Genomic DNA, 26,343 nt, shown 5'->3' on the forward strand with positions numbered 1-26,343 from the left:
GTGGCCACCTTCGGGTGGCGTCGGCCTACTGGATGCTGTCGCCGCGGTTGTTGAACGCCATGTGCGTGCCGATGCGACGGAAGTCGTTGATCACGCCGAGGAGGCTCTTGTTCGTCGGCAGGAGATCGCGCAGCGCGGTGTTGTCCTCCAGCCGGGCGCGCAGCAGGTCCTTGTAGGCGTTGTACACCCTCGCCGTGTAGTTGGGTTCCCTGGCCGCGTTCATCCGGTAGTCGTTGGTGATCGCGATGGACGCCAGGTCCATGAGGTAACAGTCGAACAGGTCGGTGACGTCCGCGGCCTTCGCGCCCTCTTCCCCCGCCTGCGTCTGCCGGGCGAGTATCTCGGCCGTCTCCACCACGATCTCGCGGTAGACACGGTGCCTCGTGCTGCTGGGGAAGGCCGCCATGATGTGGTCGGCCTGCCCGGCGCCCCGCGTGCTCATGGTGCGCGGAACGGCCAGATCCGCCAGGCCCGGCACCGGCAGCGGAATGTCCTGGAACATGGACTCCTCGTCGGGAATCCCCGCGTCCCGGGAGGCGAGGGGGTGCAGGCCGATCTCGTGGGCGAGCATGCCCATGATGTAGCCGATGTCGTACTTCTCGAAGTAGTAGCTGGCGAGGTTGATCTGCACGCCGTCGGCGCCCAGGTCGCGCACGTCCGCCGGGGTCTCGGTCGTGCGCAGATGCAGGGTGATCCGGACCGTGCGGTCGCCGACGTAGTCGCGGATCGTCGGGTGATCCCCGAGCAGTTCGATGATCCGGACCGCCTTGTCGCGGTACCTCTCGTTCGTGTGCTTCAGGTTGGTGAACTCGAAGTTCCCCGACCGGAAGGGGGTCGGGGTCGGCTCCGTGGCGGCGGGTGCCGCGTCCGAGCTTCGCGGCATGTGGGCGGGGACTTCGGTCATCGTCGTGCCGTCGGTGCCGTCGACGGCACCGGGGAGGGAGACCGGGTCCACCCAGACGGAGGTGCGTGGGACCGGAGTGGTGCCGGTGCGTGTCTCCTGCCAGGTCCGATCGGTGTCCTCGTCACCATCTCGAGGCTGCGGTGGCACCTCGCCGATGAGCGCTCCGAGCAGGGCCAGGTGCCGGTCGCGCAGACCGGCCGCCGCGAGTGAGCTGTCCTCGGGGGCTTCGTCGAGGGCGCCGAGGAGGCTGCCGGGGACGTGGGGGCGGTGCGGGGCGTCGGTGTCGCGGTATTCGTCGCGCAGGCCGAGCTGGTGGGTGAGTTCGTGGAGCAGTTGGACGGGAGTGGCGTCGGTCCACCAGGTGTTCTGGTCCATGGCCCGGTCCCGGCCGGTCAGGTCCACGGTCAGGTGGGGGGTGTCGGCACCCGGGTCGGTGGGGTCGACGTGTTCGACGGTGACATGCAGCCGGTCTCCGCCGGGGAGTAGATGACCGGGAGCGTTGAGGTACTCGTCCACGCCCGCCCGGAGCCGGTCGAAGACACGGGACGTCTCGTCGTGCGTGCCGCGCAGGGCGACGCGGACGGTGAGGTCGGTGACGGGCTCGCCGTCGTAGGCGAAGCGCCGAGCGTCGAAGCCCGAGCGGACGACGAAGCGGGGACGGTGGTCGCGGGGCCCTCGCGGCCGAGGAGCACCGGGGGAGGGGTACGACGGCGTCGGGTCGCCGTCGGTGCCGGAGAGCCGGGGCCGGGACTCGTCCGTTGGCTGGCCGCCGGCCTCCGGTGCGGAGGTCTGGATGCTGTCGCCCTGGTTGTTGAAGGCGAAGCTGGCGCCGAGGCCGAGGAAGTTGTTGGTGACGTTGAACCACCTCTTGTCCGGCGGCAGCAGCCGGCGCACCGGGCTGTCGTCAGCCAGTCGCGCGGCGAACTGCGCCTTGTAGGCGTTGTAGACCTTCGCCGTGTAACGGGGTTCCCAGGCCGCGTCCCTGCGCCGGTCGTTGGTGATCGCGATCGTGGCCAGGTCCATCAGGTAGGTGTCGATGAGGTCCGTGACGTCCTTGGCCTTGGCGCCCTCCTCACCCGTGCGGGCTTCCTCCTCCAGCACACCGGCCATCTCCAGGACGATGTCGCGGTAGATGCCGTGGCGCAGGGTGTGGGGGAAGGCGGCCATGATGTGGTCTTCCTGGCCGGCGCCCTCGGTGTTCATGAAGCGGGGGGTGTTGAGGGTTTCGAGGCCGGGGACCAGCAGGGGCATGCCCCGGTACAGCTCTTCTTCCTCGGGGATCCTGGTGTTGCGGGAGGCGAGGGGGTGCAGGCCGATCTCGTGGGCGAGCATGCCCATGATGTAGCCGGTGTCGTATTTCTCGAAGTAGTAGCTGGCGAGGTTGATGTCGACGCCGTCTGCGCCGCGGTCGATGACGTCGGCGGGGGTCTCGGTGGTGCGCAGGTGCAGGGTGATCCGCACGGGGCGGCCGTCGACGTACGCGCGGATCGTCGCGTGCTTGCGGAGCAGTTCGATGATGCGGATCGCCTTGTCGCGGTACTTCTCGTTCGTGTGCTTGAGGTTGGTGAACTCGAAGTTCCCCGACTTGAAGGGAGCGAGGACCCGATCCGGCGCCTCGGGCGCGGAGTTCGCCTCCTGCGGCATGCGGGGCGGGACGCCGGTGGCCACCGTGCCGTCGGCTCCCGCCTGAGGAAGCCGGGGACGTGCCTCGCCGGTGGTCGTGGCCGTCGGTGCCGCGGCGGCGGGTCGCTGGATGCTGTCGCCCCGGTTGTTGGTGCCGACACTGGTGGCGAGTTGGGCGAAGTCCCCCAGCACGCCGAACCTGCCCTTGTCGGCCGGCAGCAGGGGACGGACGGGACTGTCCTCGGCCAGCCGCTCGGCGAACTGCGCCTTGTAGGCGTTGTAGACCCGGGCCGTGTAGCCGGGGTCGAGGATCGCCTTGGCCCGGTGATCGTTCGTCACCGCGATGGAGGCCAGGTCCATCAGGTAGGTGTCGATCAGATCGGTGACGTCCCGGGACTTGGCCCCGGGCACGCCCACCCGGGCGCGCCGTTCCAGCACACCGGCCATCTCCAGGACGATGTCGCGGTAGATGCCGTGGCGCAGGGTGTGGGGGAAGGCGGCCATGATGTGGTCTTCCTGGCCGGCGCCCTCGGTGTTCATGAAGCGGGGGGTGTTGAGGGTTTCGAGGCCGGGGACCAGCAGGGGCATGCCCCGGTACAGCTCTTCTTCCTCGGGGATCCTGGTGTTGCGGGAGGCGAGGGGGTGCAGGCCGATCTCGTGGGCGAGCATGCCCATGATGTAGCCGGTGTCGTATTTCTCGAAGTAGTAGCTGGCGAGGTTGATGTCGACGCCGTCTGCGCCGCGGTCGATGACGTCGGCGGGGGTCTCGGTGGTGCGCAGGTGCAGGGTGATGCGGACGGTGCGGTCGCCGATGTAGTGCTTGATGGTGGCGTGTTCGTCGAGCAGTTCGATGATGCGGACGGCCTTGTCGAGGTAGGTGTCCGTCTGGTTGAGGTTGGTGAACTCGTAGCTGCCCAGCTTGAAGGGACGCAGGGCCGGCTCCGGGGCCGTGGACGGCGCGTCCGTGTCCTGCTGCATGTGGGCCGGGACGACGTCGGCGATCGTCGTGCCGTCGGCGGTCCGGGGCAGCGACACCGGGTCGACCCACACGGACTCGCGGGGTTCGCGTGCGGCGGCGCTCCGGGCAGCCGCCCAGCTCAGGCCGGACACCTCGCCGTCCGGCGGGGGCGCCTGGGTCACCTCGCCGATGAGCGCTCCGAGCAGGGCCAGGTGCCGGTCGCGCAGACCGGCGGGAGCGAGCGCGGGGTCCTCGGGCGCCTCGTCGAGACTGCCGAGCAGGCTGCCGAGGATGTGGGGGCGGTGCGGGGCGTCGGCGTCGCGGTACTCGTCGCGCAGGCCGAGCTGGTGGGTGAGCTCGTGGACCAGTTGGACCGGCGCGGCGTCGGTCCACCAGGTGACCTGGTCCATCGCCCGGTCCCGGCCGGTCAGGTCCACGGTCAGGTGCGGGGTGTCGGCGTTCGGGTCGGTGGGGTCGACGTGTTCGACCGTGACGTGCAGCCGGTCACCGTTGGGCAGCCGGTAGGCGGGATCGTTCAGGAACTCCTCGACCCCGCCGCGGAGTTCCTCGAAGACGCGGACGGCCTGCTCGTTCGTACCGCGCAGCGTGACGCGCACGGTGAGGTCGGTGACCGGCTCACCGTCGTAGGCGAAGCGCCGAGCGTCGAAGCCCGAGCGGACGACAAACCGGGGGCGGTGGTCGCGCGACCCCCTGGACGGCGGTGCGGAGGGCGCCGGGTCCGGCGTCGCCGTGCCCCCGCTGCTGCCGGGGAGCCGGGGGCGTGTCTCGCCCGGTCCGAGGGGTCGCTGGATGCTGTCACCGCGGTTGTTGGTCGCGATGCTCGTCGCGAGCTGGGTGAAGTTCCGTGCGACACCGAACAGGGTCTTGTTCGACGGCAGGAGATCCCGAAGTGCGGCGTTGTCGCCCAACCGGGCGCGCAGCTCCTCCTTGTAGGCGTTGTAGACCCGCGCCGTGTAGTTGGGCTCCTTGACCGCGTTCAGCCGGTGGTCGCTGGTGACCGCGATCGAGGCCAGGTCCATCAGGTAGGTGTCGAACAGGTCGGTGACGTCCTGGGACTTGGCGCCGGGCACGCCCACCCGGGCGCGCTGCGCGAGCACCTGGGCCATCTCGATGACGATGTCGCGGTAGAGGCGGTGCCGGATGGTGGGGGGATAGGCGGCCATGACGTGGTCGGCCTGGCCCGCCCGGTCGGTGTTCATGGTGCGCGGGGGATCGAGGTCGGTCAGGCCCGGCACGGTCAGGGGCATGCCCTGGTAGGCCTCTTCCTGCTCCGCTATCTCCGGGTTGCGGGAGGCGAGGGGGTGCAGGCCGATCTCGTGGGCGAGCATGCCCATGATGTAGCCGGTGTCGTATTTCTCGAAGTAGTAGCTGGCGAGGTTGATGTCGACGCCGTCTGCGCCGCGGTCGATGACGTCGGCGGGGGTCTCGGTGGTGCGCAGGTGCAGGGTGATGCGGACGGTGCGGTCGCCGATGTAGTGCTTGATGGTGGCGTGTTCGTCGAGCAGTTCGATGATGCGGACGGCCTTGTCGAGGTAGGTGTCCGTCTGGTTGAGGTTGGTGAACTCGTAGCTGCCCAGCTTGAAGGGACGCAGGGCCGGCTCCGGGGCCGTGGACGGCGCGTCCGTGCCGGTGCCGGACAGCGTGCTCAGCTCGTACGCCTCCTCCTCGTCCGGCGCGTGCGTGACGTCGCTGCCCGTCGTGGGGACGGGCGAGAGGGGCAGCGGGATCGCCGCCGGGTCCTGTTCCGGCAAGGGCGAGAGGTCGGTCGCCTCGGTGGGAGGAGTCCCCTGTTCCGAGGGCGGCTCGGGTGCCGGGGTGCGGGACAGGAGCGGGACGATGTCACCGCCGCGGCGGCGCAGGCGCAGGTGAGGGCTGTCCGCGGAAGGGCCGGTGTAGGTGTGCGCGGTGCCGTTCTCCTCGATCAGGGTGACGGTCGTGCCGGTCGCGGCGGCGGCCCACTCGGCCACCGCGTGGTCGGCCTCGGCGCCCCACGGGGCCACGGAGAGGTGACGGCGCAGCTGCCCTTCGAGGGCCTCCGGGCTGGGCGCGGGCGCGCCCGGGCGGAGCCGCGGGGGCGGGGGTGTGAACAGCGCGTCGCGCATGGTCGCTTCGCCGGGGAGGCCGTTCAGCCGCATCAACTGGGAGGGTGTCGCCTCGGCACGGGTGCGCAGGCGTGCCGCCTCGCGGGAGGGCAGCCCGGGGTGCGCGGCCGCCTCACGCAGGGCCGTGGACAGAGCGCCGAAGAAGCCGTTGCCGCGGCCGCTGGGTGTGCCCTGGGTGTAGGTGGCGCCGTCGGGTGCGGTGAGCACGCCGTCCCGGTCGAGGCGGTAGCGCGGGCCGGAACTCCCGGCGGGCGGCATCCAGGGCGGAGTGGAGTGACTGCGGCGGGGGAGGGGCTTCCCGGGCGTGCCGCGGGTGGGGTCCGCGGTCGTCGTGCCCGTGTCCGCGGCGCCCGTGGAGACGGTGGAGTCGGTGGGGGCCGGCAGCGCGGTGGCGACCGGGGGCGGGGTGCCGGGCGGGAGCGCGGCGTGGAAGAAGCCACCGGCGGCGAGAAGGACCGGGTCGGTGGCCGGCCGTACACCGGCCGGGTCGGCACCGTGCGGAAGGAACAACTGGCTGCGGCCCTCGCCGGTGACCACGGTGAGCGGCGTGCCCAGGACCCGGGCGGCGAGGGCGGGCAGCAGATCGGCGCCGCCATGGTCACCGGCGCGACGTTCCGGCGGGGCCTGCTCGCCGTCCGGGTACCCCGCTGCGTCCGGGAGCGGCTCGCTCGCGAACGGACGGGACAAGGCCGCGACGGCCAGGGCCACCCGCTGACCGGGAGTGGGCCAGAAGGTCTGCGGAAGGCGCCCGAAGGCGTCGAACTCGGCTTGCTGGGCCGGAGTGAACTCCACTCCGGCGGCGTCGAGTTCGCCCTGTGTGAAGGTGTCGGCCGCGTCCAGGGCGAGCGCGTCGAGCAGGTCCTCGTTGCCGTCCTCGCCCAGTTCCCAGGCGAGGCGGTCGCGTGCGGCGCCGACGGCCTCGGCGGTGACCTCGGGGCCGCCGGGCGCCGCGGCGAGCCGGACGGCGAGGTCGGTGCCGAGCAGGTGGGGCAGCCGGGCCCGGTCCTGGGCGACGGCGAGCAGCGCGTGGAAGAACGAGGCGCCGTCGTGCGGCACGTCGTGCACCTCGCGCACCATGGCGCCGTCCGGCGAGGTGAGGGTGCGGGGGCCGGAACCGGCGGTGTCGGTGACGATGTACGGCTCGGGAGCCTCGGAGCGCCACGCCGGCTCGGTGTACTCCTGCGGCTTCTCCGGCGCGGGAACGGCGGACGGGTTCCGGTGGTGGGCGGTGAGGCGGGTCGCGGCCAGGTGCAGACGGTGGTGGTCGGCGGCGGCGGCATCGGTGCGCCGCTCCCAGAGGCGGACCTCCGCGCGGGCCGCCTGCCAGGCGCGGACGGCCGGCGACCGGGTCACGGAGCCCGGACCGGTGGTCCCGGCGGTGTCGTCGTCCACGGCGGCCCGCTCCTGCGGAGTCAGGTCGAGCCAGGTGTCGCGGGCCCGTGCGCGGGCGTCGTAGTAGCGCTGCTCGGCCGTGGCCAGGTCGGCGGTCGCCTTCGCCAGGTCGTCCCAGGCGGAACCGACCTCGTCGGGGAAGGAGGTGTCGTCGAGGAGGCCGTGGTCGCGGGCGATGTCCTCGCGCAGCCAGACCAGGGCGGTCGTCCGGGCCTCCGCGGCACGCGGTCCGCGGCGTGCCTTGCCGAGGGCGTGCAGCGGGCGGCTGTCGGACATCTGGTGGTGTGCCTCGGCGACCGACAGCCAGCTCACCGGCAGCGCGAAGAGCATGCTGCGGTCGGTGACGACCTTGACGTGGGTGCCGAGCGTGGTGTCCACGGAGCCCTTGAGGGCCGTCGTGTCGTTCGCGCCGCCGATCGGGACCGTGGCGCCGGGGTTGGTCAGGCCCGCGTTGCTGGTGCCCGCCAGCGGGGAGGTGCCCACCGCGCCCTCGACGTTGTCGGTGATGCCGGATTCCAGCGCGTCGGAGGTCTTGCGGCGCTGCATGGCCTCCATGCGGGGCTTGTTCTCCACGGCGAGCAGCCGGGCGCCGCCGCGGTGCATCTTCGCGTAGAGACGGGCGTCGGCGGTGTGGGACTGGCCGAAGAGGCGGGCGGAGGACTGGGTCGGCAGCGGCGAGCCGTGCGGGCCCAGCGCCTCGCGGAAGCCGGCGGTCAGACCGCCCTGGGAGGTGGCCTCCGCCTGGGCCTGGGCGGGGGCCGTACCGAGGCCGGTGAGCGGGGTGAGACGGGCCATGCGCACCCGTTCGGCGAGGCTCGTGCCGGTGTGCCGGCGGCCGAGGTCGCTGTCGCCGAAACCGTCCGCGCGGGCGGTGGCGAGAGTGAGCGCGTCCTGCACATTGGCCGCGCCGACGATGTCCACGGCGAGGATCCCGGAACCGATGCGGTCGTCGAAGGGAAGGACGTCGGAGTCGGCCGTGCTCGGGGCGGTGGTGCCCGGTGCGGCGGTGTTCGGGCTGGTGGTGCCTGGGTGGTCGGTGCGGTCGGTGCGGTCGATGCCATGTGCGCTGTCGGTGTTGTCGGTGGAGGTGCGCCAGGCGGCGATGCCCTCGGGAAGGGCCTGCTCGGCGGTGAGCAGCTTCACCGCGCGCTCCGGTTCGGGCACGTCCTGTTCGGTGAGCGCGCTGTCCGAGCCGTCCCCGTCCGGGGTGAGCAGAGACGCCGGCAGCATCTCGTTGAGGGTGCCGACCGAGGCGCCGACCCGGGGCGCGAGGGGCGCGCCGGTCGCGTCGCTCATGGAGACGGTCAGCACATAGCTGGTGACGAGTTCGGCGTGCGCCTGGGTGGTGGCGATGTTCGGCATCGCGGTACTGCCGGTCGTCTCGGTCCGGGCGCTCGACCGCTGCTTTGCCGCGGTGCCCTGGAGCGACGGGTTGGCGGTGAGGATGCCGCCGCTGCCCGCGGCGCGCTGGGCGACGCTGAGCGTCGCGTCGGCGCCGCGGTTCTGGGAGGTCGCGACGGCGTCGTCGCGGGCGATGGTGCGGTAGTCCTCCAGCTCGAAGCCGGTGCGCAGCTTCTCCACGGTGGTGGTGACCGGGGTCAGCCGGAAGAGGAGCCGACCGGGGCTGCCGCCGACCGGCAGGTGGTGCGGGCTCGTCCAGGTGCGGTAGCGGACCGGCAGGGTCATCCCGTCGGTGGTCAGCTCGTGGAGGTGGGCGCGGAGGAAGTCCGGTGAGAGCCGCTGCAGGACCTGCTCGCGGTCGTGCGAGGGCACGCCGATCCGCTCCAGCTGCCGCATCAGATGGCTTGCGGCACGGCTCGCGTCGAGCTGGCCGCTGGGGTGGGTGGGGAAGCGCCGGCCGCGCAGGAAGCCGGGCACCCGGTAGCCGCCGGCGAGGTTGTGCGGGGTGCCGGTGCCCAGCCCGTCCGGGGCGAGCCCGGCCTCGATGGCGTCCTGCATCGGCAGGTGGAACATCACCGCGTCGCGGATGCGCTGGAGCGCGGCGGCGGCCCGGCGCGGTGCCAGGCGGCGCCCGAGGTGCTCCGAGAGGCGCCCGGCCGCGGAGCTGATCCGGGACCCGGCACGGGTGCCCACCAGGCCCATCGCGGCCGTCCACCGGTCCCGCACCGCGATGGTCTCGGTGGCGTCGGCGACCACCAGGTACATGCGCCCGGCGAAGGTGAGGGTGGTGTTGCGGCCCCGCGTGAGGGTCTGGGCGATGCTGCGGCCCCGGCCCCAGGCGTACTGCAGGGCGGTCGAGTAGGTGCCGACCAGCGCAGGCCCGCCGGGGGCCTGCTGCAGCGGCATGTCGGCTCCCTGTATGCCGAGGGTGGCGTGCGAGACGGTGCTCGCGCTGCCGAGGACCCGGTGCTCGTTGCCGAGGGTGGCTTCCAGACTGGCCGGCTTCGGGTCGCTCCTGACGCGCAGATGGTGCAGCTCCCCGCGGATCGCGGCCTTGAGGTAGTGGGCCTGGAGCGGTCCGGCGCCGGACAGTCCCGCGATGCGCGAGCCGAACGGGCCCAGGTACTGCCCCAGTTGGCCGGCCACACTGAGGTTCGCCATCGCCCGGCGCAGAGCGGTGCGGGCCGGTGCGCCGGGTGCGCCGATGTGCCAGGACGAGCCGGTGGCCCGGTCGGCGGTGTCCTGCGCGAGCTGCTGGCGCCGCGGGCCGCCCTCGGTGCTGAGCACCGCGTGCGGCGCCCTCAGCAGCCGCTGGGTGAGCCGCCGGTCGGCCGAGTCCACCCGGTGCACCGGGCGGGTGCCGTCGAGGAGTTGGTCGGCCTCGGTGGAGGAGAGCCGCTGCGAGGTGGTCGTGGGGGCCGGGGCGGGCCGGCCGGTCGGCGGGTCCGCGGGGGCGTGGCGTTCGGAGCCGTGCGCGGCGGGCACGGCCAGCTCCACCCGGCCCACGGTCTCGGCGCCCCGGGTGAACAGGGGCCGCTCCTCGACCTTGCTGACGAAGGCACCCGCACCGAGCAGGCCGACCGAGGCGAGCCGGGCCCAGCCCCGCGGGCGGCGGTGCCCCTCGAACGAGGCGCCCAGCTCCACCCGGTAGCTGTAGAGGTCGGCGCCGTTCTGGAACGTGAGCTGGTCGTGCGTGACCGCGACGGTGTTCCTGGTCGCCTTCTGGTCGGTCTTGGCGTACCGGGCCCCGACGGTGACGCTGCCGGCCTGGCGCGGCAGCCCGGCCTCGGGCACCTTGTCGTGGTCCCGCGGCGAGACGCCCAGCTCGACGCCGCCGGAGAGCGTGGTGGACGCCTGCTGTCCCTGGCCGGAGATCTCGGTGCCGATCACGGCGTTGCGCAGGGAGCGCTCGCTCATGGTGGTCTCGAACCGCCGGTCGCTCAGACGCGCTCTGAGGATCAGGGTGTGATGGCCGCGGTGTACCTTGCCGTCCTCGGTGAGGCTGACCGGGACCCCGGTGGTGGTCAGGTCGTCCAGGCTCTGCGCCAGGCTCGGCCGGTTGAGCGCCTCACGCACCTGACGGTCGTTGTGCAGCGCGGTCCGCATCCGCCCGTCGCCGTACCAGAACTTGGCCAGCCGCGGGTGGCGCAGCATCAGCGGCGGGACGAACAGCGACGGGTACGAGCGGTGCAGCGTGTCCAGCACGGCGTCGGCGAAGGCACGCATCGGGTCCTGCGGCGCGGGTTGCCCGGCCGGGTCCTGAGCGGGTGCCGGCGCAAGGGCGGGGCCAGGGGCAGGCGCGGGTGTCGGCGCTGGTGCGTGGGTGGAGGGCTGAACCTGTGGCCGGTTCTGCCCCTGCGGCTGGTCCCGGTGGGCGCGCGGGTGGTCGTTCTGCGGGCGGTCGGGGCGGAAGCCCTCGGCCCGGACCTGGCCGCTGAGGTGGACCGGGTCCTCGCGGGTGAGGTACCACGGCACGGGCGGCTCGGCGTCCGGGTTCGGCCCGGCTTGGCCGGGCGTGCGGCTGTCCCAGCCCGCGAGGCGGCGGGCGTCCTGGGTGGACATCCAGTCCAGGCTGACCACCCGGACCGGACGGGCCGCCGACGCCGGTTCGCCGGGCTTGCGCACCATCAGGGTGCGCTCCACCCGGTAGAGCGCCAGCGGGTGGTTGCGGACGCGGCCGGTGGTCTTGCGTGCCGCGTCCGCACCGAGGTGGTGGCCGCGCCCACTGGTGAGGTCCGCGCGGACCAGCGGACCGCCCTGGAGGCGTACGTCCGTCTCCGGGCCGACGAGGGTGTGGTTCGGCCCGGCGGTGACCTGGATCCCGAAGCGGGTGTCACGGACGTGTCCGCGTTCGTTCTGGTAGGTGGTCTGGGTGAGGTCGCGCAACTCGGCCTTGACCGACTCGGTGACCAGGGTGGCCCGGTGCGGCACCGACCGCTCCACGACCAGATGCCCCAGCGGGTGCCGGCCACCGCCCCGGGTCAGCTCGGGCCCGGTGACCGGGCTGGTCATCCGTCCGAACAGCGCGAGCAGCCGCGTCGGCCGGACGTACGAGACCACGGTGCGGTGGGCCGAACTGCCGGGCCGGGCACCGGAGATGGCGAGGGCCAGGTCCTCGGGCGGGTCCGTCAGGTGCAGGCCGGTGATGTCGGTGACCCGCGGCTCGGCGCCGTCCGGGAAGGTGAGCGTCCGGGGAGCGCGCCGGGGCCCCTTGAAGGGCACGGTGAGGTCGTCCGGCAGCCGCCAGCTGAGCCCGTCACGCAGGGCGAAGCCCGCGGTGTGCACCTGGCTGCGCCGCCAGGCGGGTTGCGGCGCGGGCGAGTCGGACGGCGTGGCGGACCGGGTGTTCCCGCCGTTGCTGTCGACGGGACCCGAGGAGGGCTTCGGTTCCTCCGTGACGCGGTCCACCCGCACCCGGTAGTAGACGTCGTCCAGGTGCAGGTGCGAGCCCTCGTGGGCGCGCCACTCGGACTGGTGGTACGCCTGCGTGCCCTGGGTGTAGTCGGTCCTGCGGGTCCAGCCCGCGGAGACACCGATCTTCAGCAGCCAGTTGAGCGGGGGACCCATGCTCAGGGCACCGGCGATCCGGCGCCCGAACCCGACGCTGCGCCCTCCGCCCGTACCGGCCTGGCCGCGCCGCATGGTGTCGACGCGGACGGTGCCGCCGTCGACGTCGGAGAAACGCTCCCAGCGGTGGTACGGGACGGCTTCGACCGTCATCTCCAGGCCGACGCCGGACTTCTCCCGTCCCACGAAGCGCGCACCGCGCGGGGCGGTGAAGGCACTGGGCTGATCGGTCAGCAGGCGCAGCAGCTCCGCCTCGTCGAACCGGGAGCGCAGGTGCTTGGGCAGCTTGTCGAAGATCTCGCGGGCGACCAGCTCGGGGGAGCGCAGCGTGGTGACGCCGGGGCCGTTGAAGAGCCCGGTCGGGACGTTCCGCGCGGACCCGTCCGGCCGACTGCCCGGGGCGCTGTCGCCGGGATCGGCGTCGGGGCTGATCAGGACCGTGGGCAGGCGGCTGCCGTCCTCGAAGGCCACGGTGCGCGGCGCCGGATCCGGTGGCGGGGCGTCCTGGCCGGTCAGCAGACGTGCCGGGCGGTGCCGTTCCAGCTGGGTCTCCAGCGGTACGGGTTCGCCCCGGTCGGTGGCCTGGGACTCCGGGGCGGCGCTCGGCTCCCGCGTGACGGGGTCGGGCCCGACGGGATGCTGCGTGGGAAGGTCGGGGGAGACGGGATCCTGCGCGGGAAGGTCGGGGGAGACGGAGTCCTGCGCGGTGGCCGGGTCCGGTACGGGGGTGAGCGGGGCCGAGGCCGGGACCAGGGCGTCGTAGTGGTCGGTGCCGTTGTAGGCCAGGTGCAGGGTGCCGCCGCTGCCCCCCGGGTGCAGCGAGGTGACGAGTGAACGACCCGGCGACCGCGTGTCCGGCTGTATGAGCCGCAGATCCAGGTCCAGGGTGTGGGCCAGTGCCTCGGGGAGCAGGTCGGCGAAGGGGGACGACCACAGCCCGGGACGCTCGGCGGCCGCCGCGAGCAGGGCCCCGGAACCGAGCCGCCGTGCCTGCGTGGGGGTGGGTGCCACGTCGGCGAGCTGGGGGTAGTCGCTGTCGCGCAGGAGCTGCCGCCACCGGCCGGGATCGCCGTCGGTGACGATCGCCTGCGCGATCCGGTTCCACTCCTCGGTGATGCGGCGGCTCTCGTCGGCGTCGCGCGCTCCCGCGAGGGCGCGCACGCGCAGGTCGTCCACCACGGCGAACACCGGGTCCGGGATCGCCGTGGCCGCGGCGGCGCCCAGTTCGGTGCCCGCGATCCGGTCGCGCAGCAGTCCGCGCAGACCCGCGACGTTCCGGGCGGCCCAGGCGGGCGGTATCGTCCGGCCGCGGGCGCTGTCGAGCAGCGCCCGGAAGAGGCAGTTGCCGCCGCCGGGCGTGTCCAGTCGCGTGAAGGTGAGTCCGTCCGCGTACACCGTGTCCGAGGGACCGGGTGTGACGGCGCCCTTGCTGAGGAGGGTCAGATCCTCGGCGGGGCTCTCCGGCCGGCTCGGTGCGGGGACCAGATCGGGTCTGCGGCGCGCGAGTTCCGCGGTGTCCTCGGGGCTGAGGGAGAGCTCCGCGAGCGGCAGCGGGGTGTCGGAGAGCGACCAGGTGACCTGCGCGGAGGGCGCGTAGGTCAGTCCGCGTACGTCCTCGGGCGAGACCATGGTGGTCGGCGGGAGCGCGGGGGGCGGGGGCGGCAGCAGGGTGTCGAGCGTGGCGTCGGGGCCCGTGGCGGAGCGCAGCCGGGCGGCCTCGCGCAGGAACCGCGCGTACTGCTCGGGCGTGGGATCGGTCGCCGGATCGGTCGTGCCGCCCGTGGGGTCGGCCCAGTGCGTGACCATCCGACGCAGCAGACCGGGGGTCATGCGGCCGTCGCCATAACGGGCCGCGGTGTCCGGGCTGAGCCAGCGCAGATGGTCGACCAGGGCGAGCCCGGCCAGCAACTCCCGCCCTTCCGGGCGCTGTTCGGCGTCGGGGCCGAAGGTGTCGCGCAGCGTGCGGATCTGCTGAAGGGTGCGTGCACGGGTGAAGGCGTCAGCGGGTTCCGGGCCCGCGTGCAGCCCGGCGTCACGGGCCAGATCGTCGAGGTCGGCGCCGACGGGCTCCGGGGTGAACAGCCGCCAGCGGCCCGGCCCGTCCGAGCCCTCGGTGAGCACCGCGCGGACGTTGCCGTCGCGGTCCCGGGCCGTGCCGACCTCGGTGGTCGGCGCGTACACCGGCCGCCCGGTGCGGTTCGCCACGTGCTGGGCCACCGGCAGGCCCGCCACCTCCGGCTGCCGTCCGGTCTCGCAGGAGAACAGCACGATCGGCCGGTCCGGATTCCCGTCCTCGGACCAGGACTTGAGCACCTGGCCGAACTGCACGCCGCTGACCTTCACGGTGGGGTGCGCGGCGTCGTCGGTGCCGAGCGTGACGGTACGGGAGGTGCCGTGCCCGGCGAAGTAGTCGGCTCCCTCCTGTGTACCGGAGCCGGGCAGCGGGGTCGGCGGGCCGGTGAAGACGGCACGGGAGACGGTCGTCGGAGCGGCGCCGGTGTCCTGGGCCGGGGGAGTGGAGACCGTGCGCACCCCCCGGAACGTGTCCTGCCCGAGCAGCGCGCGACGCCCCTCGCTGTGCGCCGTACCGTCGTCGGCCGGGCTCTGCGAGATGGTCAACGTCCGCACCGCCTGCCCGGGTTGCGGCCTCACGGCGGTGTCGGGCATCCAGCGCCGCAGCTGCGCGACGGGCACGGTGTGGCCGGCGAGGGTGGTGACGACGGGCCGGCCTTCGGGGCGTGCCGCGCCGTTGTCGGAGTCGGCCGTGGCGCCCGTCGGCCGCACGATGATCCGCCCCGTCGACGGAGCCGCCACGGGAGGCGTCTGGGCGGAGTCGTCCGGTGCGTTCGGCGTGTCCCATGTGTTGGGCGAGCCCTGCGTGTTCGGCGTGTCCGGTGTGGGCGAAAGCGGGGGTGGCGGCGGGGGCGGGGTGCCCCTGTTGCCGGACCCGCGTCCGCCGCCCGGACCGTCCCCGCGACCGGCGGAGCCTTCGCCGTCCCCCGACTCCAGGTGCAGATCGGTGGCGGGCTCGGCCCATGGGCGCGACAGAGTGGCGAGCTTGGCCGTGGCGGGGACGGTGAGCGTGCTGTCCGGTCCCGTCCCGCTGCTCTGTGCGAGAGGCGTCACCCCCGACAACGCCTTCGCGGACGACGCATCCGCGCCCGGAGACGCTGATTCGGTACGGACCGGCGTCTCACTCGGCGGAGGCGAAGGCGCGGCCGGGGGCGGGGTGCCGTCGGGCGGGGTCATGGGACTGGTGGTCCGGGTGCCGCCTGCCGGGGTCGCGGAGCTGGTTGCCCGTGTGCCGTCTGTCGTGCCTGCGGAGCTGGTGGTCCGTGCGCCGTCCGCCGGGCCGGCAGAGCCGGTGGTCCGGGTGCCGTCGGATGGCGCTGCGGAGCTGGTGGTCCGAGTGCCGTCGACGGTCGGGCCGCTCTGGGTGGCGGGACGGGGAGATGGCCCGGCAGGGGCGGGCGGGCCGAAGGCGTCGGCCAGCGGCAGTAGCACGTCGGAGCCGGGGAAGCCGGTTCCGACGGTGCTGTCCGGCGTCGTGGCGGGCGGCGGGCCGGTGAGCGGGCGCACCTCGACCGGGCGTCCCGGCCCCTCGCGGGTCAGCTCGACGGCCGCGCGCACCGGATGCCCCGCCTCGTCCATCGAGGTCGGCGGCCCGAGCACCACGGCCCGGTCGGTTCCGGCCCCGTCCAGCAGCTCGGCGGCTCGGGCAGACCCCTGCTCCGGCGGCGGCAGCTCCGAGACGACGATGGTGAACGGGGGTGCCTCGGACGGCGCGGAGCCCACCGTGGGGACGGGACCGGCCTTCGCCTCGCCCGCGTCGCCGCTGCCTCGCACGCCCGGCGCGTCACCGGTGTCCTGTCCATCAGGGAGGTCCCGTACGCGCTGCCCCTGCGAGGGTTCCCGCTGCGGCATGCCGTCCTGGCCGTCCGCTGTCCCCTGCGAACTGTCCGGCGTACGGGTGCCCTGCGACGGCGCGCTGAAAGGCGCCGACGACATTGAGGTCCCTCCCGAGGAGACGCCACCAGGCCTGCCGCCGGAATTGGTTCCAGGGGAGGCAGAGGTGGCGGAGCCACTGTGGGTGACGGGACCGGCCGCCGCCCCCTGATCCGGAGTCGTCTCCGCGCGGTCGCCGGTGACGGAGGCGTCAGTCGAGACGGAGGCGTCAGTCGACAGCGAGGTGTCGCCGGACAGCGGGGCGTCCACCGTGACCGGCACGCCGAGGGAATCGAGTGCGCGGCGGACGCCGTCCGCGTCGATCTGTGCGGCCGGGCCGCTCCCCGTGGGCACCACCCGCACCTCGGGCAGGTGTGAGAGGTTGCTGCTCAGCGTGTCACGGACCCCGATCTCGGTACTGCCGGGCGGCTTTGAGCCACGCAGGGCGGCAAGGTCGCGCAGCGCCTGCTCGCGTACCTCCGGCGGGCCGTTGTGGACCTGCTGCCACAGCTCGTTGTCGGCGGCGGTCACCGGCAGCGGGCCGGGGGAGTAGGACGGGGGGTCCACGGTCGTGTACGGCGGGGGCGGGCTCTGCGTGAAGGCGGTGGACGGTGACGGGCTGCCGGCGAAGTCGCCCGAACCGGTGGTCTGCCGGGTGGCGGGCGGCGGAGAGGTGAGGGCGGGTGCGTTGCCGCCCGCGCCGTCTCGCGAGGGGTCACCGGCGCTGTCGGCGACGCCGCCGTCACGGGAGCGCGGCGAGTCGGCGGAGTCGCGGTCGCCGGAACCGGCGTCGGTGTCCGACACGGTGGGCGGCTGGAAGCGCAACTTGTCGATGGCGTGACGGAGTTCGGCGCCGCTGTTCAGTGCGATGTCGGTGAGGGTCGCCTCGACCTGGCTGCTGATGCCCGCGCCGACGAAGGTCGACCAGCTCGTGGACCAGTCGCCGTCGAACGCTCCCTTGATCAGGATCTCCGCGAGGGCCTCGCCGGAGCCTGCGGCGAGGAAGTCGGCGGTTCCCTTGAGGCCGTAGTGGCCGGCCAGCGCGCCCGGCCGGTCGGCGTTGTGGCGCAGGAGCTGGTTGTTGCGCCACAGGTTGGTGTTGTTCCGGAAGGAGAGCGGATCGTTCCGGAAGGTGGTCGGGGTGTCGCGGGGAGGGGGCGGGTCGTTCGGGGACGGGTGCGGATCGGGGCGGCCGTTCGGGGAGGTGCCGCCGTGGGGGCCGGGGCCGGGCCTGAAGTCGAGATCCGGGTTGTCGCGAATCTTCGGCGGGTTCTTGAAGTCGAGGTCGGGCCCATGCTTGAGGAAGTTGTTGTCGTAGCTCTTGACGATGTTCTTGGCGAAGTCGTCGAAGACGCTGGTGAGGAAGCCGGCCGCCGCGCCGAACGCGGCGGACTTGAGGATGTCGTTCCAGTCGAAGCCGTCCGGGCGGCGGCCGTTCGGGGCGAAGTTCATCATGGCCAGCCGCACCGCGAAGGTGGTGAACGCCTCCGCGAACGCCTCCGTCAGGGACGGCGCGAGATGCAGCCGCTGCAGCAGATGGCTGAGCGTGGTGAGGATCATGAACCGGCTGCGCAGCTTGGCCATCATGATCTGGCTGGCCGAGGCGCCACCGGTGAAGAAGGACATCGCCAGATAGATGGCGATCTCGATGAGCAGCCGGATGACCTCGGCGATGACCTGCCACTTGGACTCCATGATGTCCATGGAGGTCTTGCGCCGGCCCTCGGCGATCTTGTCGAGCTGCTCGGCGAACTCGCGCAGGTAGTTCTTGCCGTCGTCGTCGATGAGCATGCCCATCGCCTTGGCGTACGACTTGGACAGGTCGTCCGGCATGGACTCGGCGATGTCGTGGATCGACTTGTCGATCAGTGAGGAGAGCCGGTCGAGTTTGCGGCCCAGGCCGGAATAGGGCTTGCGGCTGTCGTAGGCCAGATCCTCGTCGGCGTCGATGAGTTTCTCCCCGGTGAGGATGAAGATCATCGCGTTGACCTCGGGCGATGCCTGCAGGCTCATCGGGGGCCGCCCTGGGGGGTGTGCGGGCAGCGCGCAGCCGCCGCTCCCGGGACGGTGCGGGAGCGGCAGGCGGTGGTGCTCGGGTCAGCGGCGGCCATGCCCGCCCGGGCCTCCGTCGCCGTTCAGTCCGTCGGTCTCGATCCGGCTGTTGCGCTGCTCGATGCCCTCGATGTTGCGGTCGCGGGTGTCCTTCATCATCCGGACCTGGCTGAGCGTGGCGTCGGTGATGCCCACCAGGGCGTCACGGATGGACATCATCGTGTCCTTGGTGGTCTGCCGCTCCTTCTGCTCCTGCGGCCTGGCCTTGTCGGCGAACTCCCCTTCGGTGCCGGGCCAGCTGACCGTGGGCGCCAGCTCGTCGAGGAACTCCTCGGTCATGCTCCTGGCGAGGGAGCCGATCTCCTCCAGCTGCCCGGCCAGGGCCTCGATGCGGTGCGGGTCGACGTGGTAGCGCTGTCCCATCGTCAGTCCTCCCCGTCCTCGTCGAGCGCGTCCCGCCAGGCAGGGGCCTGCTCGTCGGCGCGTGCCGGGTCCTCGTCGTCGCGCAGCACCTCGGGGCCGAAGATCCGTTCCCAGTCGAGCTCGAAGCCCTTCAGTTCCGGCACGTTGCTGCTGGGCTCGGTGAAGGGGGCCATCGCCTTCATCACGTGCCGGTTCATCTTCACGCGTGCCGCGCCGGCCGCTTCCAGGACGCTGGCGGCCAGCTCCTGCGGCGACATGTCTCGGTACTTGCCGTCCAAGAACTCGATCCCGGTCAGTTCACCCTGCGGGCCCGCGGTCGCCCTGACCGCGCGGTCGGAGGAGAGCACCGCGAACGACGCCTGCCGCAGCTCGCGTTCGGTCCGTGCCACCGCCTCCTGGGCGGCCTGGAGCTCGGCCATCGCCTTTTCCAGGCGCTTCTCCAGCGGTTCCGTCACGCTCGCCCCTCCCCTCTCCGTAGGTCTGTCCGTGTGGCCGGAGGTCCGGCCCGTCACCCGGTCCGGCTCTTCCGGACCCGTCAACTGCCTTGCTGATCTTGCATGGTGGCGGCCCCGGAGCGAAATCCGGGGGTTCCACGGCGTGCGCGATGCGCGCCGGTCACCGGCCGATGACGGCCGGTGCGCCGCCCTCGTCGGTGCCCCACACATCCGCGTCCTCCTCCAGGTAGTCGGCGGAACTGGTGGGCCTGCGGCCCGGTTCCGTCTCCTCCTCGGGGGACTCGCCGCCGGTGGTCGTCACCCGGGAGGCCGGGGCGAGGAAGGTGTCGTCGTCCTCCTGACGGTTCCACGGGCTGCGCCGCCGGCGGTTGCGCCGCTCGCTCTCCTCGGCCGCGTCGACGAGGACGGCGCGTACGCGCTCGCCGTTGCCGCGTTCTCCGCCCGCGCCCGTGCCGCCCATACCGCCGCCCATGGGCATGCCGGGGCTGCCGGGCATGCCGGGGGCGCCGGGGGCGCCGGCCAGGGCGGAGGGACCGAGTGATGGGGCCGCGCTCTCCGCGAGCGGGGCGACGCCCGAGCCGTCGGTGGAGAACGAGCCGCCCGGGGAGAGACCGCCACCGGGCATCGCGGCGGTCGTGGTGGCTCCGTTGCCGCCACCGAGTCCCAGTTCGGACAGCGGTACGTCGCGGGAGGTGGTGGAGTTTCCTCCGCCGATCCCGTTCAGGTCGCCCAGACCGTCGAGGACGTCGGAACGGCCGGACGTCGTGGGCGAGTTCAGGTCGCGCAGATCGACCGTCTCGGTGCGGCCCTGCGGGTCGGTGACCTTGGCGATGCCCGTGTCCGGGTCGATGACCTGGGTGCTGCCGTCCGGGAAGGTCGTCGTCAGCATGCCGTTGTCCAGGACGGTGGTGGAGCCGTCCGGGTTGGTGACCTTCGCCCCGTGGGTGAGGTCGGTGGTCGTGGTGGAGCCGTCCGGGCGGGTGGTGGTGAGCATCCCGTCGTCGGGGTCGAAGACGCTCTCGCTGCCGTCCCGGAACGTGGTGGTGAAGTCGCCGTCGTCGAGCGAGGTGTGCCCGCCGGTCGGCGTCTCCAGTCCGGACCGGTCGGTGTTGAGACCGCCGAGGTCGCCGAAGTCGCCGATCGACTCGGTCGTCACGTCGGGGGTGATGTCCCCGAGGTCGCCCAGGTTGCCGAGCTGGTTCTGGGCGTTGAGGTTCCCCAGGTTGCCGAGGTTCTCCGTGATGGTCGTGCCGTCCGGGCGAGTGGTGGTCGCCTGGCCGGTGGTGGGGTCGACGGTCTGGGTGGTGCCGTCGGGGAAGGTCGTGGTCAGCTCGCCGCCGTCGCCCAGGGTGGTCGTGGAGCCGTCGGGGTTGGTCACCTCGGTGCCGTTGCCCAGGTCGGCGGTGGTGACGGAGCCGTCCGGGTGGGTGGTGGTGAGCACCCCGGTGTCCGGGTCGAAGGAGGTGCGTCCCCCTTCGGGGAAGTCCGTGGTGAGCTCGCCGCCGCCGGTGAGTTGCGTACTGCCTCCGGTGGGGGTGTCGAGCACCCCGTCGCCGCTGTTGATGCCATCGAGGCTGCCCAGATCCGTCGTGGTGCTGGTGCCGTCCGGGTGGGTGGTGGTCGCCTGGCCGGTGGTGGGGTCGACGGTCTGGGTGGTGCCGTCGGGGAACGTGGTCGTCAGCCTGCCGTCGTCGCCCAGGGACGTGACCGAGCCGTCGGGGTTGGTCACCTCGGTGCCGTTGCCCAGGTCGGCGGTGGTGACGGAGCCGTCCGGGTGGGTGGTGGTGAGCACCCCGGTGTCCGGGTCGAAAGAGGTGCTGCTGCCGTCCGGGAAACCGGTGGTGAGCTTGCCGTCGTCGAGTTGGGTGGCGCCCCCGGTCGGGGTGCGCAGCCCGGCGCCCGGGCCGTTGTTCAGCCCGCCGAGACTGCCGAGGTTCTGGGTGACCGCATGGTGGGCCGCGTCGTCGCTCGTCCCGCCGGGACCGTTGTTCAGCGTGCCGAGGTTGCCCAGGTTCGCGGTGACCGGGGGAACGTCACCGGCCGGACCCTGATCGCCGCCGCCCGTACCGTTCAGATTGCCGAGGCTTTCGGTGACCGGGATGTTCTGGTTCAGCAACGCGTCGAGGTTGCCGAGGTTCTGTTCCTTGAGCGCGTCCGGATCGAGCGCGTCGGGATCGTTGAGGCCGCCCAGGCTCTCCTCCATGGCCTTGCGCTGCTCCTCCGCCTCGCGCTTGGCCTCCTCCTGCTCGCGTTGCTGTTCGGCGCGGAGTTCGTCCTGGTATTTCTTGTCCTCTTCGCGCTGCTCCTTCTGCTCGTTGCGCAGCTCCTCCTGGTACCGCTTGGCCTCTTCCTGCTCGCGTTGCTGTTCGGCGCGGAGTTCGTCCTGGTATTTCTTGTCCTCTTCGCGCTGCTCCTTCTGCTCGTTGCGCAGCTCCTCCTGGTACCGCTTGGCCTCTTCCTGCTCGCGTTGCTGTTCGGCGCGGAGTTCGTCCTGGTATTTCTTGTCCTCTTCGCGCTGCTCCTTCTGCTCGTTGCGTAGCTCCTCCTGGTACTTCTTGTCCTCCTCGCGCTGCTTCTCCTGCTCCTTGCGCAGTTCGTCCTGGTACTTGAGGTTCTCCTCGTTCTGCCGGTCGATCTCCTTCTTCTCCTCCTCCAGCTTCCTCTTCTCGTAGTCGTCCGCGGCCGTGGTGGTCGACTTCGGCTCGGGCAGGTTCTCCGAGAAGTCCTTGCCCAGGTCGAGGAAGTGGTTGTTGAGGCTCGACTGCACCTGGGCGGCGGGCTTGCCCAGGTACTCGTCGACGCCCTGGCTCCAGATCTTGACCGCCTTGTCACCGACCTTCGCCCAGTTGGCGATGTCGGTGAGGTCGCCGTACTCCGGGTGCTCCTGGAGGAAGCCGGCCTGGGGGGAGTGGTAGGTGGAGCTGCTGTAGCGCGAGTACGAGACCTTGATGTCGGTCTTGGCGACGTTGTTCGCGTCCACCCACTGGGCGAGGTCGTCCAGGACGTAGCGCAGCACCTGGTGCGGGTCGTAGTAGGGCGACTTGGCCCAGTCCAGCCACGCCTTGAGAAGGGTGTCGGCGGCGTTCTCCAGGTAGGTGCGGCCCAGGGACAGGGCGCGGGAGTAGACCGTGCCGCCGGTGCCGGTCTCACTGCCGGACCCGGCGGTGGAGTCGAAGGTCTCGACGTAGTTGTCGTAGTTCTCGCGGATCTTCTTCAGCAGGCTGCGGAAGACCTCGGCGGCCTCGCCCTTCCAGCTCGCGTCGTCCCGGCCGAAGCGGTCCTCCCAGTCCTTCAGCACCACCGCGTGGTCCTTGAAGAATTTGGCCGCGTAGTCGAAGGACTCACCGGTGGTGTCGAAGGAGTTGAGGTCGACCACATCGCCGCCGCCCACACCCAGGTTGCTGAAGCGGGCGTCCTGGGTGCTGCCGCCGAGCAGGGCGAGGAGCGCCGCCCGTGGCCCGTTCATGTACCGGGCGAGCGGGATCGTGCTCATCTTGTCCTTGTTGTAGTCCGTGAACTCGTTGCCCTCACGGACCTGGGCGTCGTGCACGTTGTCGGAGCCGGGGCCGGCGAAGTGGATCTCGTCGCCGACCTTCACCCGGCCCTCGAAGACGATCCGGGCCTGCTTGATCTGTGTCTTCTTGCCCCGGTCGAAGAACCAGATGTCGTAGTCCTCGCCGGTGTTCGTCAGGAAGCCGGAGTCCTTGACGAGCAGGCTGAGGCTGCGGTCCTTGATGTCCATCCGGAAGAGCTTGCCGCCGTGGTCGGAGCGCAGGGTGTCGAAGATCGTGCCGCGGTCGGGGACCGGGTAGCCGGTGATGTGGGTGACCAGGGTGGCCCAGGTGTCGGACGAGGGGTCGCTGGCGTCGTCGAACTTGTCGATGTTCGCGACGGAGTTGGGGTCGTACCGATCGGCCACCGGGCGCCCTTTCTGGTCGGTGCCTGTCATCCGTGCCGGCGCACGGCGTCCTCATACCGGGGTGCGTCCGGGCGTGCGGTACCCGGACCGGACCGGCACGCGCGGCGCGCTGTCAGGTGTCGTCGTTCGTCCCGCCGGAGCCGCCGGCGGTGAGGGAGTCGACTTCTTCGAAGGTCATGAGCAGCGTCTGCGCGTCGATCGCGCCGAGGTTCTTGTCCTTGGTCTTGTCGGCCTCGTCGATGGTGTCGCTGAGGGCCTCTTTGAGCTCCTTGAAGAGCTCCATCTGGTCGCCGAGCAGCTTGTCGATCGACTCGGCCGCCGCGCGGATGTCCTCGATCAGCTTCGGCCCCGAGACCAGCGGCTCGGTGACCATCTTGCCGATGCGCAGGAGCTGCTGGTTCTGGTCCAGGTTGTCCGGGGTGGTGTGCCCGTCGATGAGCCGGCCGAGCGGGCGGATGTGGGAGCCGTCGCCTTCCTCGCGGTGCTTCTTGGCGGCGGTGTACACCGGCTGCACCTCGTTGTCCCGGAAGTTCTCCATCTGCTTGAGGTCGAAATGCTTGACGTCGGCCTTCTCACCGGCCATGGGACGTCCTCCTGGGGCTGGGTACCGGACGGGGTGGTGAGCGGCACCGGTACGGCCGGCCTGTGCCCGGGGCGCGGACGGCCGTACCGATGGGTGGCCGGCCCGGGGCTGACGGGCTGCGGCACCGGTGCTAACGGGCCCGGACGTTGCCCCAGTTGTCGGCGCTCCTGCGCTCGTCACGGGAGTGGTTGTCGTGGATGCTCTGGATCAGGTCACCGCTGTCGCCGAGCAGCAGGGCCATGTTCTTGGTGGCCTGGTCCCACTCCGCCTGGACCTGGATGTACATCTGCTGGTCGGAACCCTCCCAGGAGCTGACGAGCGGCTTCAGCTCGTCCTCCAGGTTGTTGAGGGTGTTGATGATCTGCTGGGTCTGGTCCCTCAGGTCCTCGATGGCCCGCTGAACCAGGGGGTACTGCACGTCGATGATGCCGTCGGCCATGACGTCTCCTCTCGGGTGGCCGGGCGCCACGGCCCGGGAAGCTCACGGGGTCCGGCCTCGTCCGGGAGGGCCGACGCCGGTGGGGATGTCAGAGCAGCGCTTGGAAGACGCCCTGGGTGGTCTTGCTGTTGAGGACCTCGGTCAGGTCCTGGTTCTCCTTCGCCAGACGGTCGGCGGAGGTCACGTTCTCCTGGAGCGCGTCGATCATCTTGCTGATCTGGACGACGACCTTCTGCGCCTCGGAGTTCCAGCTGCGGAACAGCTTCAGCAGGGCCTGGCCCTCGTCGCCACCGACGCCCGAACGCGAGGCCAGCTCGGCCACGTTGTTCTGGATCTTCTCGACCTGGGTCCGGGCCGACTCCAGGGACGAGACGCCCCCCAAGCCCTTGGCGTAATCCGCTTTCCTCGCGGCACTGTCCGCCATGTCGCGCTCCCTTCGTTCGAGCCAGTCTGATCGCCATGTGGCTCGCTGAGGCTAAAGAGGACCCCGCGTTCCGCGCAACGCGAGCGGGGTCGATTTTGAGCTTCGGTCCGCTTGCCCAAGAACCTTACATACCAGTGGAGTTGCGGGACGGTTTCACCGGGATGAAGGCAAAGTCCTCTCCGGTCGACAAGGAGACGGCGGCCATTCCGCCGGGCAGCGTGATACGGGCGTGAAACGGGCACGCGGAGGCGGCAAACGGTCACCGCGACGGTTCGTTTCCGAAATGTCCGCGTCGCCCGCGGTGATTCCGTGGGGCCGCCCGTCGGTATTCTCTGAGCTTTTCTTGAGGTTCCTTCTCGAGCTCGGGCATTCCTCCGACGGCTATCGGCGGGCAGGGGTCCGGCCGAGGTTGATTTCCCGCGGCCGGACTCCGCGCCGGACCGTGCCCAGTACACGCCACCGAAGCTCAATTCGGCTGGAATTCGCCCCCGCTGTCGCCCCATTCCTTTTCGTTCGGTGCGTACGTGTTCCTTGTCCGAATCACTCGGCTGTGATGACTGTGTCGGCCTTGTCCGGCTCGCTGTCCGCCGCGCGCTTCCCCGACTGCTGTGCGGTGCCGCACTCGGGGGCGGTGACCCTGGTCCGCGCGGCGCCCGAGGCCGCCGCCGGATCCAGATCCGCCCCGGTCGGGAAGGCGGCGAGCAGCGGTGCCGGTACCGAGTCGACGTCCCCGGTCCCGTACCCGAGCGCCGACAGGGCGTCCTTGGAGGGCAGCCGGTACTTCACACCGTTGTCCGCCACCAGGTAGGTGGTGCCCGCGTGGGCGGCGCCGCTGGCGTGCAGCGCCCGGACCAGCGCTCCGTGCCCGGGCCGTACGACTGTCGCGTCCGGTGGCGCGCAGGCGGGCTTCAGCGGCTGGTCGGTGCCCTCCGGCACTGTCACGGGGCCGAGTCGGGCCAAGGGGACCAGCACCGAGCTGATCCGCACGCCGCCGTCGTCACCGTCCACCTTCGCGCACAGCGCGCTGCCCCGCGGTGCCGACCGCGGCGCGGGCGGCGCGTCCGGCAACGCGGCGGACCCGGCCGGGGCCGCGTCCTTCGCGCGGTGCTCGCGCAGGGTGTCCGCGCCGACCGTGCGCACCTGCGGCGACTTCCCCTGGTAGGCGTCCTCCTGGGTGGCCGGATCACCCAGCACCAGGGCGGCGCCGAGCCGGGTCAGCGGCACCAGGCCGTCTCTCCGGAGCAGGTGGTACGTGCTCCCGCCGCCGGGGACGCTCACCTTGAACACCTGGCCGACGCGGCTCGCCTCGCCGCCGAGTGCGGGACCCTCCTCGCCGCGCCCCTGCACTTCGGGCGGGCTCAGGGCAGGACCGGGAGCCAGTGCGTCCAGGAAGGCCGCGGAGACCGGCATCGGCCGCTCCGAGCCGTAGCCGAGGGCGTTGCGGGCGTCGGAGGCGCGGTCCAGCGGCAGCCTGCTGCCCCGCCACACCAGGTACTCGGTGCCGTCCGGGCCGCGCACCAGCACCGCTCCGTCGGCGTCCATGCCGCGGGAGTTCACGGGCGCCCCGGCGACGACCGTGGTGGCGCCCGGCTTGTTCACCCCGGTGTCCGTCGCGGCCGCGGAGGTGCTGGGCAGCGCCCCCTGCGGGCCGGTGACGCACATGTGCCAGGCCTCGTCGTCGAGCTGACCGGCCTCGGGCACGGTGTCGGGGGCGCCGGGGATGCCGACCGGGGCGCCCACCGGGGTGTCCCTGAGCGATGCGGTGCCCACGTCGCTCGTCTCCAGGTCGGAGCCGCCGATGAGGCGCGCGGAGGCGTAGTTGCGCACCGGGTGCAGCACACCGTCGGTGCCCGTCCACAGGTAGCGGGCACCGGTGTCGCGGTTGATCACCAGGTGCTCACCGTCGCGCCAGCCGTCGTTGCCGCCGGGGCGCAGCAGGCCGTAGACGGTGGCGCCCGCGCCGATCAGGACGGTGAACAGCACGCCGAAGACCACGCCGCGGGTCGTGCGTCCGAGCGGGCTCTCCGGGGCGTCCGGGTCGGCCGTCAGCAGGCCCGAGCTGAGCCTGCCCATCATGAATGCGTGGGCCTGCACCTGGTCGCGTTTGGACTGCACAGCCTCTCCTCAACTCGTAC

At 72.1% G+C, this 26,343-nt stretch carries 8 protein-coding genes; all 8 read right to left on the reverse strand.

All coding sequences use genetic code 11. From position 1 onward, the window contains the following. Positions 1-25: 25 nt before the first annotated feature. The 8 genes from QNO09_RS34815 to eccB all read right to left on the reverse strand — a co-directional run bounded on the left by QNO09_RS34815 (position 26) and on the right by eccB (position 26,323). Complete coding sequence (locus QNO09_RS34815) at positions 26-17,926, reverse strand: DUF8616 domain-containing protein (RefSeq protein WP_283974228.1); 17,901 nt, start codon at positions 17,924-17,926, stop codon at positions 26-28. 84 nt (positions 17,927-18,010) lie between these two features. After that, positions 18,011-18,388 (reverse strand): hypothetical protein, encoded by a 378-nt coding sequence (locus tag QNO09_RS34820; protein ID WP_283974229.1) that lies wholly within the window; start codon positions 18,386-18,388, stop codon positions 18,011-18,013. A 2-nt stretch (positions 18,389-18,390) separates the two neighbouring features. After that, positions 18,391-18,843, reverse strand: coding sequence for a YbaB/EbfC family nucleoid-associated protein (locus QNO09_RS34825; RefSeq protein WP_283974230.1), 453 nt, complete (start codon positions 18,841-18,843; stop codon positions 18,391-18,393). Positions 18,844-19,003: 160 nt separating this feature from the next. After that, positions 19,004-22,762 (reverse strand): AAWKG family protein, encoded by a 3,759-nt coding sequence (locus QNO09_RS34830; protein WP_283974231.1) that lies wholly within the window; start codon positions 22,760-22,762, stop codon positions 19,004-19,006. Positions 22,763-22,874: 112 nt separating this feature from the next. Beyond that, the gene (locus QNO09_RS34835; protein WP_283974232.1) at positions 22,875-23,345 is read right to left on the reverse strand and encodes a type VII secretion system-associated protein; all 471 of its coding nucleotides are present in this window, start codon (positions 23,343-23,345) and stop codon (positions 22,875-22,877) included. Positions 23,346-23,475: 130 nt separating this feature from the next. Further along, positions 23,476-23,784 carry a WXG100 family type VII secretion target gene (locus QNO09_RS34840; RefSeq protein WP_283974233.1) on the reverse strand — a complete coding sequence of 103 codons (309 nt, stop codon included), beginning with the start codon at positions 23,782-23,784 and terminating at the stop codon, positions 23,476-23,478. 88 nt (positions 23,785-23,872) lie between these two features. Beyond that, positions 23,873-24,208, reverse strand: coding sequence for a hypothetical protein (locus QNO09_RS34845; RefSeq protein WP_283974234.1), 336 nt, complete (start codon positions 24,206-24,208; stop codon positions 23,873-23,875). A gap of 540 nt (positions 24,209-24,748) precedes the next feature. Further along, positions 24,749-26,323, reverse strand: a complete 1,575-nt coding sequence (gene eccB, locus QNO09_RS34850) for a type VII secretion protein EccB (RefSeq protein WP_283974235.1) — start codon at positions 26,321-26,323, stop codon at positions 24,749-24,751. Between the last annotated feature and the right edge of the window lie 20 nt (positions 26,324-26,343).

Source organism: Streptomyces sp. 378, from assembly GCF_030124145.1.
Lineage (GTDB): Bacteria > Actinomycetota > Actinomycetes > Streptomycetales > Streptomycetaceae > Streptomyces.

Coding starts and splice junctions, on each gene's coding strand:
- QNO09_RS34820 (WP_283974229.1), bottom strand. CDS start 18,388: ATGGGACAGCGCTACCACGTCGACCCGCACCGCATCGAGGCCCTGGCC.
- QNO09_RS34845 (WP_283974234.1), bottom strand. CDS start 24,208: ATGGCGGACAGTGCCGCGAGGAAAGCGGATTACGCCAAGGGCTTGGGG.
- QNO09_RS34815 (WP_283974228.1), bottom strand. CDS start 17,926: ATGAGCCTGCAGGCATCGCCCGAGGTCAACGCGATGATCTTCATCCTC.
- QNO09_RS34835 (WP_283974232.1), bottom strand. CDS start 23,345: ATGGCCGGTGAGAAGGCCGACGTCAAGCATTTCGACCTCAAGCAGATG.
- QNO09_RS34840 (WP_283974233.1), bottom strand. CDS start 23,784: ATGGCCGACGGCATCATCGACGTGCAGTACCCCCTGGTTCAGCGGGCC.